This window comes from Caulobacter sp. GW821-FHT12F03, from assembly GCF_058806855.1.
In genome coordinates this window covers 208326-218975 of sequence record NZ_JBXAQC010000007.1, presented here as the reverse complement: position 1 = coordinate 218975, position 10650 = coordinate 208326, and the positions used below count along the sequence as shown (strand labels likewise).

The window sequence follows — 10650 nt, the reverse complement described above, 5'->3', positions numbered from 1 at the left end:
GGCGGAGCCGGGGGCGCGCCCGGCGGCGGTGGGGGTGGCGGCGCGGGCAGCCGCGACGCCTGGACCTCCGGCCCGGGCGGCGCCGGCGGGCGCGGCGAAGTCTGGATCATCGCAATCGGCTGAAGGAGGCCATCATGGACATCATCACCACCGCCGGCGGCGGTCTGGCGGGCGGCGCCCTCGGCGCGGCCTTCGGCGCCTTCGGCTCGATTCTGAACCGGGGGCTCGGCATCTTCGAGACGCGCGAGAAGCGCAAGGATCGCCAGCTGGAAATGGCCCACGAGGTCGAGCGCTGGGGCCACGACCTGAAGCTGGCGGCCGAGGCCAGGGCCGGGCGGGTCGAGGAGGCCAGGCTGGCGCTGGTCCAGACCGACGCGGAGGGCTCCTGGCGCGGCCTCGACGCCTCGTTGCGGGCCGAGGCCCAGGTCGGCCAGAGCTGGCCCTGGGTTTCCGCCGTGCGGGCCCTGACCCGGCCGGCCCTGACCCTGCTGCTGTGGATCCTGTTCGCCGTGCTGTTCCTGTCGGCGATGAGCGGGGCGCTGGCCGCCGACACCGCCGCCGGCATCGTTCGCACGGCCGTGGAGACGATCGCTTTCTCGGCCTCGACGGCGCTGGCCTGGTGGTTCGGCGACCGCGCGCCGCGTCGCGACGACCAGGGATGACTTGGCGGACGGACCGGGCGGTCTAGATCTCACGTGAACCCGCACGAGGACCCCGCCATGAGCTGGATCGCCGCCTACGCCGCCGCCTCCGTCAGTTTCCTCGCCCTCGACGCCCTGTGGCTCGGCGTGGTGGCGCAGAAGCTCTACCAGCGCGAGTTCGGCGCGATGCTGCTGGAGAAGCCCAACATGGGCGCGGCGGCGGCCTTTTATGCCCTCTACCTGTTCGGGGTGGTGTTCTTCGCCGTGAAGCCGGCGCTCGAATCGGGCGGCTGGACGCGGGCGTTGCTGCAGGGCGCGCTGTTCGGCCTGGTCGCCTACGCCACCTATGACCTGACCAACCTGGCGACCCTGAAGGGCTTTCCGGTGCGCGTGGTCGCGCCGGACCTGGTCTGGGGCATGGTGGTGACAGCCGTCGCCGCGCTGGCCGGCTACGCCGCCGCCGCCCGCTTCAGCTGAACAGGTCGGGCCTGCGGATCCGCAGGGTCTGCACCAGCACCCGCGTCTTCGCGTCGGACGCCATGTCGCTCTCCATCAGCGTCCAGAGCTCCGCGAGCGGCATCTCCACGACCGTGATGTTTTCATTCTCGTCTTCCAGACCGCCGCCGGCGCCCGTGCGCTGGGAGTCGTCGTAGGCGGCCAGGAACAGATCGATTCGCTCGGTCGAGATGCCGGGTGAGGTCAGAATCGCGCCGGCCGGCTCGAGGGCGTCGACTTCCAGACCCGCTTCCTCGACCAGTTCGCGGCGCGCGCTCTGCAGCGCGGTCTCGCCGTGGTCGATCAGCCCGGCCGGAGCCTCAAGGACATCGTCGCCGCCGGCGAATCGCAAGGCTGCCCGCGGCATGGTCACCAGCAGCGCCATGCGGGTCGTTGGATTGTAAGGCAGAACGGCCGCCGCGCGGCCGTGGTCCTCGACGTAGCGGTCATAGGTCGAGCCGTCGGGATTGGTCAGATCGACCAGATGCAGGTCGAGCCACCCCGAATGGACGGTTCTCACCGGCATGTCTGCCGGAGGGAAGCCGCCATCTTTTCGGGGTCGTCTCATCGTCTCTCTCCCTCTGGTTCAGGGAATGGTGCCGCCGGGCAGGATTGAACTGCCGACCTCAGCCTTACCAAGGATGCGCTCTACCACTGAGCTACGGCGGCGAAAGACGAGGCGCGCCTGATAGCGAAACCCGGGCGGCATGGGAAGGGCTAATCCTGCTTGACGCGTCGGTATGCGCAATGCGCTGCTGTCGGCATGACGAAAACGCCGCAGAACCCGCTCCCGCCGAAGGCCGACCGGGAGGCGAAACTGGCCCAGGCCCTGCGCGCCAACCTCAGGCGGCGCAAGGCCGCGCCGAAGGATTCGGCCAAGCCGGCCACCAAGCCATGACCACGCACCCCGCCGCGACCGCCTGCCTCGCCCCCAGGCCCTACAAAACCATCCGGCGTTTGCGCGCAACGACCCCGCCGCAGGGTGAGCCGTTCGACGTGACCGTCGAGATCTCGGACGCCTTTCCCATCGCGGACACGCACGACTGGGCCTGCGCGCTGCGGATCGTCGGCCTGGACCGGGAGCATGTGGCCGAGCACGGACGGGCTTTTTTTGGCGTAGATCCGATGCAGGCCATCGAACACGCGCTGTTCCTCGCGCACGTCGAACTCGAACTGGCCCTTGAAAAGTACGGGCTGGAGTATGCCGAGGGTGGTCCCTACGTCGCCGCGACCCTGTTCCGGCGGCCGGGGGAGGCCGGCCATCAAGCATAAGTGAGTCTTGCGCCGGGCCTTGCGCCCGCTAGAACCCGAACCTCACATGTGACACGCCGCCGGAGCGACGGGCTGCCGGCGTCTCGAGGGGCCTGAATGGACCGCATCGCCATCATCGGCGGCGCGCGGCTGAATGGAGAAATCCAGATCAGCGGCGCCAAGAATTCCGCCATCAAGCTGATGGCCGCCAGTCTGCTCACCGACGAGCCGCTGCACCTGACCAACATGCCGCGTCTGGCGGACACCCGCTTTCTCGGCACCCTGCTGACGCGGCTGGGCACGATGGTCGACGAGCGGGAGGGCCCGACAGGCTCCGAGACCATCCTGCACACGCCCGAGATCGTCTCCTCGTTCGCGCCCTACGATCTCGTGCGCCAGATGCGCGCCAGCTTCAACGTGCTGGGCCCGCTGATCGCCCGCACCGGCCAGGCCAAGGTCAGCCTGCCGGGGGGCTGCACCATCGGGGCGCGGCCGGTCGACCTGCATCTGAAGGCCCTGGAAGCGCTCGGCGCCCAGATCGACCTGCATGAGGGGTATGTCTACGCCCAGGCCCCGCGCGGCCTGAAGGGCGCGGAGATCGAGTTCCCGTTCGTCTCCGTCGGCGCGACCGAGCACGCCATGCTGACGGCGGTCTTGGCGAAGGGCGAGACGGTGCTGAAGAACGCCGCCTGCGAGCCCGAGCTCATCGACCTGGCCGAATGCCTGAACAAGATGGGGGCGAAGGTCGAGGGCGCCGGCACGTCGGAGGTCCGCATCACCGGCGTCAGCCGGCTGTCGGGCGCCAAGCACGCCGTGATCACCGACCGGATCGAGGCCGGCACCTACGCCGTCGCCGCGGCCATGGCCGGTGGCGAGGTTCGTCTGACCAACACCCGCGCCGACCTGATCGAGGCCCTGCTGCTCAAGATCGAGGAAGCCGGCGCAGGCGTCGAGCGCACCAATGACGGCGTGATCATCCGCCGCAACGGCGCGCGGCTGAAGGCGGTCGACATCGACACCGGCGTCTATCCGGGCTTCGCCACCGACCTGCAGGCGCAGTTCATGGCGCTGATGACCCTGGCCGAGGGCGAGAGCGTCATCCGCGAGCACATCTTCGAGAACCGGTTCATGCACGCGCCGGAACTGGCCCGTCTGGGCGCGGACATCACCGTGTCGGGCGGCGAGGCGCGCGTGCGCGGCGTCGAGCGGCTTGAGGGTGCCCAGGTCATGGCCACGGACCTGCGGGCCTCGGTCAGCCTGGTCATCGCCGGCCTGGCCGCCGAGGGCGAGACCACGGTCGGCCGCGTCTATCACCTCGACCGCGGGTTCGAGCGGCTGGAAGAGAAGCTCGGCGCCTGCGGCGCCAATGTCCGCCGCATCAAGGGCGACGGGCCGACGGAGTCCGAGGACTGAACATGTCCACCCCCGCGCCGCTCCGCCTGCTGGCCCAGGACGCCGAAGACCTGTCGGTCATTTCGGCCGCGCTGCAGGACGCCGTCGCGAAGATCGGCGACATCGCCTTCGAGCCGAAGGCGCGGCGGCTGACGGTGGCGTTCAACCGCTATCGCTGGGAACGCGACGAGCGAACCCACGAGCGGGTCCGAGCCGGCCTGCAGCTGGCCGGCGTGCTCGGCGTGAAGAGCCGCAAGCTGCGACGGGACGCGAAAGGCGCCGTCGTCGAACTGCTGGCGCTGGGTTTCGAACCCGGCGAGGCGCCGGGCGGAGCGGTGGTGTTCACCTTCGCCGGCGGCGGTGACCTTCGGGTCGAGGTCGAGTGCATCGAGGCGGTGCTGGCCGATGTCTCGACGCCCTGGCCCACGCCGCGGACGCCGACGCACGCGGATTGACGCGGCCGGCGACTGTAATGAAGGCTTGAGTTTGCGCTGAAAACGGCCATGTAGCCGCCATGCGCCGTTTCCGTTCCACAGACCCGGATTTCACCGCCGCCTTCAGGGACTTCCTGAATGAACGGCGGGGCTCGCCCGCCGATGTCGACGCCGCGGCCGCCGAGGTGCTGGCCGCGGTGAAGGCCGATGGCCTCAAGGCGGTGCTCGACTACACGCGCAGGTTCGACCGCGTCGACCTGACCGAGGATACAGTGCGGGTCACGGCCGCCGAGATCGACGCCGGGGTCGCCGCCTGCGAGCCGGCCGTGCGTAAGGCGATCGCCTTCGCCGCCGCCCGCATCCGCGCCTACCACACCCGCCAGAAGCCCGCCGACCAGCGCTGGACCGATGAGGCCGGCGTCGAGCTGGGCTGGCGCTGGACGCCGCTGGAGGCCGTCGGCGTCTATGTGCCCGGCGGCCGCGCGGCCTACCCCTCGACCGTGCTGATGAACTGCGTGCCGGCGGCCGTCGCCGGCGTCGACCGCATCGCCATGGTCACGCCGCCCGGCAGGCTGCAGCCGGCCGTGCTGGCCGCCGCGAAAGAGGCGGGCGTTACGGAGATCTGGCGCATCGGCGGGGCCCAGGCGGTCGCCGCCCTGGCCTGGGGCGCGGGGCCGATCCAGCCGGTCGACAAGATCGTCGGGCCGGGCAACGCCTACGTGACCGCCGCCAAGCGCCGGCTGTACGGCGTGGTCGGCATCGACGCGCTGGCGGGGCCGTCCGAGATCGTGGTGGTCGCCGACGCCGACAACAATCCCGACTGGATCGCCGCCGACCTCCTGTCGCAGGCCGAACACGACCCGGCCGCCCAGTCGATCCTGATCACCGACGACGAGGCCTTCGCCGCCGCCGTCGAGGCCGCCGTCGCGCGCGGGCTGAAGACGCTGGCCACCGGCGAGGACGCCGCCGCGTCCTGGCGCGACCACGGCGCGGTGATCATCGCGCCGCTCGGCGACAGTCCGGCGCTGGTCGACCTGATCGCGCCCGAGCATGTCGAGTTCTGCGTCGCCGATCCGGAGGCCCTGGCCGACCGTGTTCGGCACGCCGGGGCCATCTTCCTCGGCCGCTACACCCCCGAAGCCATCGGCGATTACGTGGCCGGCTCCAACCACGTGCTGCCGACCAGCCGCGCGGCGCGGTTCCAGTCCGGCCTGTCGATCTATGATTTCCTCAAGCGGACCTCGATCGTGAAGTGCGACGCCGCCGCCTTCGGCCGGCTCGGTCCGCACACGGTCGCCCTCGCCGAGGCGGAAGGCCTGCCCGCGCACGCGCTTTCGGCGGCGTTGCGGTTGCGTTCGACCGACTGAACGGGGAACCTGTCCGTCTCACATGACCGACGACCGCGCCCTCCACCGCCTGAAGACCGTTGAACTCGACGAGGATTCCCTCGGCGCGGTGTCGCGCGACCAGGAGCAGGAACGGCAGATCGCCATCTTCGATCTGCTGGAGGACAACTATTTCCAGCCCGTCGGCGCGACCGGCGGGCCCTATGACCTGAAGATCGCGCTGGCCGAGAACCGGCTGGGCCTGCACATCACCGGGCCGGGCCTCGACGTGACCCACCTGCTGTCGCTCTCGCCGTTTCGGGGCGTGATCCGCGACTATTTCATGATCTGCGCCAGCTACTACCAGGCCATCCGCAACTCCACGCCGGCCCAGATCGAGGCGCTGGATATGGGCCGGCGCGGCCTGCACAACGAAGGCTCGACCCTTCTGCAGGCCCGGCTCGAGGGCAAGGTGAAGACCGACCTGGACACGGCGCGGCGTCTGTTCACTCTCATCTGCGCCCTGCACTGGCGGGGCTGACGGCCGGTGGGCGGGCTTCCGGGGGCGGTTCTGTTCGCCTGCAACTTCAACCGTGTGCGCTCACCGATGGCCGAGGCGCTGATGCGCATGGTCCACGGCGACCGCGTGTTCGTCGACAGCGTCGGCCTGCGCCGTGAGCCGGGCGAGAAGGAGGTCGATCCCTTCGCCGCGGCGGTGATTGACGAGATCGGCGGCGATCTGACCGGGTTCAGGCCCAAGACCTTCGACGACCTGGAGGATGAGTCGTTCGACCTGGTCATCTCCCTGACCCCCGAGGCGCAGCACCGGGCGGTCGAGCTGGCGCGGGGCAGGGCGGTCGATATCGAATACTGGCCGACCCTTGACCCCACCCTGACGGACGGCACGCGCGAGCAGCGGCTGGAGGCCTACCGGCAGGTCCGCGATGAACTGGCGCGCCGTATCCGCGAGCGGTTCGGCAAGGCGTCGACTTTCGGGGGCTAGCCGCGCTATACTACGCGCTTGGAGCCTCGGCTCGCGTCCCGAATCGTGTTCGGCGCGGGCCGTTTGCTTATTTGGACGTATTCGAGAGGCCTATGGCTAAAGAAGAACTTCTTGAGTTTCCCGGCACCGTCAGCGAGCTGCTGCCGAACGCCACGTTCCGCGTGAAACTGGAAAACGATCACGAAATCATCGCCCACACCGCGGGCAAGATGCGCAAGAACCGCATCCGCGTGCTGGCCGGCGACAAGGTGCTGGTCGAAATGACGCCCTACGACCTGACCAAGGGGCGCATCACCTACCGCTTCAAGTGAGCACGTCCAGAGGCCCTCTGGTTCTGGCCAGCGCCAGCCCCAGACGGCTTGAGTTGCTCAGGCAGGTCGGGATCACGCCCGACCATGTCGATCCCGCCGACATCGACGAGACCCCGGGACGCGACGAGACGCCGCGTCGCCTGGCCCTGCGCCTGGCGCAGGAGAAGACGGCTGTCGTCGCTGCGCGTCGGCCCGGCGCCTTTGTTCTCGGCGCCGATACCCTGGTCGCGGTCGGCCGGCGGATTCTCAACAAGCCCGAAACCGAAGCCGAGGCGCGGGCCATGCTCGCCCTGCTGTCAGGTCGCGCCCACATGGTCCTGACCGGTCTGGTCGTCCGGGCGCCCGACGGCCGCTCGGCCGAGCGGGTGGTCGAGACCCGCGTCCGGTTCAAACGCGTCGATCCGCAGGAGGCGGACGCCTTCATCGCCTCGGGCGACTGGCGCGACGCCGCGGGCGGCTACAAGATTCACCAGCGGGCAGGGGCCTTCGTGACCGGACTCCAGGGCTCCTATTCCTCGGTCGTCGGCCTTCCGCTCTATGAGACCGTCAGCCTGCTGACCGGCCTGGGCTGGCGGGCGTGAGCGGCCGCCAGTTCTTCCTCGATCGCGGCGTCGGCGAAACGCGCGGCGTGGTCACGCTGGACGGCCGACCCGAACGGCTGCTGATCCAGCGGGACGGCGACGTTCCAGCGCTGGAGCTGTTCGCGCGCAACGTCGCGCGGGTCCGCTCGGTCGAAAAGGCCATCGGCGTGGCCTTCCTCGATCTGCCGGGCGGGGTGGAAGCGCTCTATTCGCTGCGCCCCGACGAGCTTCCGCCGGTGCGTGGCGCGTCGATCGAGGTCGAGATCCGCACCGAGGCGCGCCAGGACAAGCTTGCGACGGTCAGGCTGATCGGGCCGGCCGAGGGCGAACCGCGCCTGCTGCAGGCCGCGCCGGACGTCGAGGCCGAGATCCGCGACCTGGCCAAGGGCGGCAAGGTGGTCGAGGGCTTCGGCGCCCGCGAGGCCGCCGACGCGGCCGAGGCCGAGGCGCTGGACACCATCCATCCCCTGCCGGGCGGCGGATCGATGGCCATCGAGCCGACCCGCGCCCTGGTCTCCATCGACGTCGACCTCGGCGGCCGGCCGGGCAGCGACACCAAGCGCGCGGCGCGGCTGGCCAATCTGACGGCCATCGGCGCGGCGGCCCGCCTGTTGCGGCTCAAGGGGCTGGGCGGTCTGGTGGTGTTCGACTTCGTCGGCCGGGGCCACGACGGCAAGGCGCTGCTCGGCGCGGCGCGGGCTGCCTTCGGGCCGGACAATCCGGGCGTGGCCATCGACCAGATCAGCCGCTTCGGCACCCTGACCCTGACCGTCCCCCGCCGCCGGCGGCCCGTGCTGGACGTCCTGACGGACGGGACGGGCGCCCTGACGCCGCTGACGGTCGCCCTGCGTCTCGCGCGGCGGATCGAGCGGGAAGGGCGGGCTGACCCGGGCGGGCGGCTCGCCGCCGCCTGCGCGCCGTCCGTGCTGCAGGCCTTCGCCCCCCTTCGCGCCGGCCTCACCGACAAGCTCGGCGCCCGCTTCACGGTCGAGGCCCGCGAGGGCTGGCCCGTCGATCGCCTTGAGGTGTCTGGCGCATGACCGGGCCGGTTCGCAAATGCGCGCGCTGTGACAAGCCGATGGATCCGGCCTACCGGCCGTTCTGCTCCAAGCGCTGCGCCGACATCGACCTGCAGAAGTGGCTCACCGGGGCCTACGCCATTCCCGTGGTCGAGACGGACGACGAATCCGACGGCGAGGGCGGGGACGGGCACTAGTTTGCCGAAGGGCCGAAAGCGCGCTGGACTTGCTGCGGGGGCTCTTTTATAGACGCGGCTCCCGCGACGCGGGGCGCCTTTTCGGGCCTTGGCCTGGGTAGCTCAGTTGGTAGAGCAGCGGATTGAAAATCCGCGTGTCGGTGGTTCGAATCCGCCCCCAGGCACCATCCCCCACCGCACATTCGCGCCGTGCGAGAAGTTCCCGGAAAAGACCCATGTTCCGCCAGTGATGTTGCGTCGCAACATGCGCTTTCTCCAATCAGGAGAAAAAGTCCCGATCTCTCCCGATAATCAGATTGTGCAGTGCAAAAAAACCCGCCTTCCCCTTGATTTTGGGGAATGAATTCACCGTGCAAACACTCTTGACGATGCGAATGGGGGTTGCCAAAGGGCCCATACGCCAAGTCTAACTTGGCCGATCGACCTGACGGACTTCGGTTCGTCGGGCCGTCTTGCGCCTTCGAAACGCCATTCTGGACTCACAGGGTTCAGGACCGGCGTAGCGGGTCGGTGCAGCGACAGCGGTTTTCCGGCGTTTGGAGTCGCAAGGCTCTAAGGCCGGCAATGTTTTCATAGTAGGGTGGAGACGCTTCGCGCGACGACCCTCGGTCCAAACTAGCTAGACCAACCAGGAACTGGCGAAAGATGCTCGACAACAAACGAATGACCCCCCTCATTGCTATCCTCGGCGCCGCGGCGCTGATGATGAGCGCTCCGGCCTTTGCGCAGGACGCGGCTGCTCCGGCCGCCGACGCTGCTGCGGCCGCCCCTGCTGCCGACGCCGCCGCGGCTCCTGCCGTTGCTCCGGCTCCCGAACCGGCCGCCCCGGCCGCCGCGCCGGCTCCCAAGAAAGAATCGCACATCACGCCGATCACGATGTTCCGTGACGCCAAGGCGGTGGTTAAGGTCGTCATGCTCGGCCTGCTGCTGGCCTCGGTGTTCTCGTGGACCCTGCTGGTCACCAAGCTGCTCGAGTTCGGTTCGCTGAACCGCAAGTCGGACCGCTTCGTGGAAGCCTTCCGCGGCGCCAAGTCCATCGCTGACATGGGCCGTATCGCCCTGTCGGACGAATTCGAAGGCAACCCGCTGGCCGACATGGCCGCCGCGGCCGCCTCCGAAGTGGAACTGTCGCGTCAGGCTGGCCTGGCGGTTAACGGCGCCCACCGCGACACGACGATCATGCGTGCGCAGACCGCCGTCGGCGCTGTTCAGTCGTCGCTCTCCAAGCGCCTCTCGAGCGGCATGCAGTTCCTGGCCTCCGTCGGTTCGTCCGGTCCGTTCATCGGTCTGTTCGGCACCGTGTACGGGATCATGAACTCCTTCATCGGCATCGCCGAATCGAACACGACCAACCTGGCCGTCGTGGCCCCCGGCATCGCCGAGGCCCTGCTCGCCACCGGTATCGGTCTGTTCGCCGCTATCCCCGCGGTTATCTTCTACAACTACTTCCAGACGCGGGTTTCCGCGTACGGGACGCGGTCGGATGGTTTCAACGCCGAGCTGATGAACAACATCTCGCGGCAGCTCGACAAAGGGGCTTAAGCACAGATGGCCGCCAAACTCTCGGGCTCCGGCGGCGGTGGCAGGTACCAGGTAGAGCAGAACAGCGAAATCAATGTGACGCCCTTCGTGGACGTCATGCTGGTCCTCCTGATCATCTTCATGGTTGCGGCGCCGCTGGCATCGGTCTCGATCGAGGTGAAGTTGCCCACCGCGGTAGCCAAGCCCCGACCGAACCCGCCCACGCCGGTTTACATTTCGATCACGCCGAACGGGGACATCTTCCTTGGAGATAACCCCACTGACCTGGCCTCGATTGGTGATGATCTTCGGACTCAAATTCCCGTCCGGAGTCAGGCCACGGCGCGGATCTTCATCCGCGGCGACAAGAAGGTCCGGTACGGCGACTTCATGCAGTTGATGAACACGTTGCAGGATAACAACTTCTACAGCGTGGCCCTCATCGGTGAGGACAACAGCGAACCCGCCGGGGGAAGGTGA

16 protein-coding genes and 2 tRNA genes are annotated in these 10650 nt (G+C 68.9%); 16 read left to right on the top strand and 2 right to left on the bottom strand.

The genetic code is table 11. The features are described from left to right. Window positions 1-134 precede the first annotated feature (134 nt). Window positions 135-662 (top strand): hypothetical protein, encoded by a 528-nt coding sequence (locus tag AC1RN0_RS16395; protein WP_492788527.1) that lies wholly within the window; start codon window positions 135-137, stop codon window positions 660-662. A gap of 57 nt (window positions 663-719) precedes the next feature. Continuing rightward, a complete protein-coding gene (locus AC1RN0_RS16390) occupies window positions 720-1118 on the top strand; it encodes a DUF2177 family protein (protein WP_492788526.1) in 399 nt (132 codons plus the stop codon). Here AC1RN0_RS16390 and AC1RN0_RS16385 read toward each other — a convergent pair. Both AC1RN0_RS16385 and AC1RN0_RS16380 read right to left on the bottom strand, forming a co-directional pair. Beyond that, window positions 1111-1656, bottom strand: a complete 546-nt coding sequence (locus tag AC1RN0_RS16385) for an NUDIX domain-containing protein (RefSeq protein WP_492788525.1) — start codon at window positions 1654-1656, stop codon at window positions 1111-1113. The two genes, AC1RN0_RS16390 and AC1RN0_RS16385, sit on opposite strands and share 8 nt — an antisense overlap. A gap of 74 nt (window positions 1657-1730) precedes the next feature. Beyond that, a tRNA-Thr gene (locus AC1RN0_RS16380) sits at window positions 1731-1805 on the bottom strand. 94 nt (window positions 1806-1899) lie between these two features. Here AC1RN0_RS16380 and AC1RN0_RS16375 point away from each other — a divergent pair. The 14 genes from AC1RN0_RS16375 (at window position 1900) to AC1RN0_RS16310 (ending at window position 10650) form a co-directional block, all read left to right on the top strand. Further along, on the top strand, window positions 1900-2034 hold the full coding sequence (locus tag AC1RN0_RS16375) for a hypothetical protein (RefSeq protein ID WP_492788524.1): 135 nt from the start codon (window positions 1900-1902) through the stop codon (window positions 2032-2034). Next, the gene (locus AC1RN0_RS16370) at window positions 2031-2408 is read left to right on the top strand and encodes a DUF6968 family protein (protein ID WP_492788523.1); all 378 of its coding nucleotides are present in this window, start codon (window positions 2031-2033) and stop codon (window positions 2406-2408) included. Before AC1RN0_RS16375 ends, AC1RN0_RS16370 begins: the two co-directional genes overlap by 4 nt. A gap of 96 nt (window positions 2409-2504) precedes the next feature. Then, the gene (gene murA, locus AC1RN0_RS16365; RefSeq protein ID WP_492788522.1) at window positions 2505-3800 is read left to right on the top strand and encodes a UDP-N-acetylglucosamine 1-carboxyvinyltransferase; all 1296 of its coding nucleotides are present in this window, start codon (window positions 2505-2507) and stop codon (window positions 3798-3800) included. Between the two features lie 2 nt (window positions 3801-3802). Beyond that, entirely contained in the window at window positions 3803-4234 is a 432-nt protein-coding gene (locus AC1RN0_RS16360; RefSeq protein ID WP_492788521.1) for a DUF2948 family protein, read from the top strand. Between the two features lie 59 nt (window positions 4235-4293). Further along, a complete protein-coding gene (gene hisD, locus AC1RN0_RS16355; protein ID WP_492788520.1) occupies window positions 4294-5580 on the top strand; it encodes a histidinol dehydrogenase in 1287 nt (428 codons plus the stop codon). A gap of 22 nt (window positions 5581-5602) precedes the next feature. After that, window positions 5603-6079 (top strand): UPF0262 family protein, encoded by a 477-nt coding sequence (locus AC1RN0_RS16350; protein ID WP_492788519.1) that lies wholly within the window; start codon window positions 5603-5605, stop codon window positions 6077-6079. Between the two features lie 6 nt (window positions 6080-6085). Then, window positions 6086-6541: an arsenate-mycothiol transferase ArsC gene (locus AC1RN0_RS16345; RefSeq protein ID WP_492788518.1), complete on the top strand. Its 456-nt coding sequence runs from the start codon at window positions 6086-6088 to the stop codon at window positions 6539-6541. A 92-nt stretch (window positions 6542-6633) separates the two neighbouring features. Next, the gene (gene infA, locus AC1RN0_RS16340; protein ID WP_004617696.1) at window positions 6634-6852 is read left to right on the top strand and encodes a translation initiation factor IF-1; all 219 of its coding nucleotides are present in this window, start codon (window positions 6634-6636) and stop codon (window positions 6850-6852) included. After that, window positions 6849-7433, top strand: a complete 585-nt coding sequence (locus AC1RN0_RS16335) for a Maf family protein (protein WP_492788517.1) — start codon at window positions 6849-6851, stop codon at window positions 7431-7433. The genes infA and AC1RN0_RS16335 overlap by 4 nt, the downstream gene beginning before the upstream one ends. Next, complete coding sequence (locus AC1RN0_RS16330; RefSeq protein ID WP_492788516.1) at window positions 7430-8473, top strand: ribonuclease E/G; 1044 nt, start codon at window positions 7430-7432, stop codon at window positions 8471-8473. Before AC1RN0_RS16335 ends, AC1RN0_RS16330 begins: the two co-directional genes overlap by 4 nt. Then, window positions 8470-8649, top strand: coding sequence for a DNA gyrase inhibitor YacG (locus AC1RN0_RS16325; RefSeq protein WP_492788515.1), 180 nt, complete (start codon window positions 8470-8472; stop codon window positions 8647-8649). Before AC1RN0_RS16330 ends, AC1RN0_RS16325 begins: the two co-directional genes overlap by 4 nt. A 91-nt stretch (window positions 8650-8740) precedes the next feature. Next, window positions 8741-8816: transfer RNA gene (locus tag AC1RN0_RS16320), tRNA-Phe, on the top strand. A gap of 478 nt (window positions 8817-9294) precedes the next feature. Further along, the gene (locus AC1RN0_RS16315) at window positions 9295-10191 is read left to right on the top strand and encodes a MotA/TolQ/ExbB proton channel family protein (protein ID WP_492788514.1); all 897 of its coding nucleotides are present in this window, start codon (window positions 9295-9297) and stop codon (window positions 10189-10191) included. 6 nt (window positions 10192-10197) lie between these two features. After that, window positions 10198-10650, top strand: a complete 453-nt coding sequence (locus AC1RN0_RS16310) for an ExbD/TolR family protein (protein ID WP_492788513.1) — start codon at window positions 10198-10200, stop codon at window positions 10648-10650.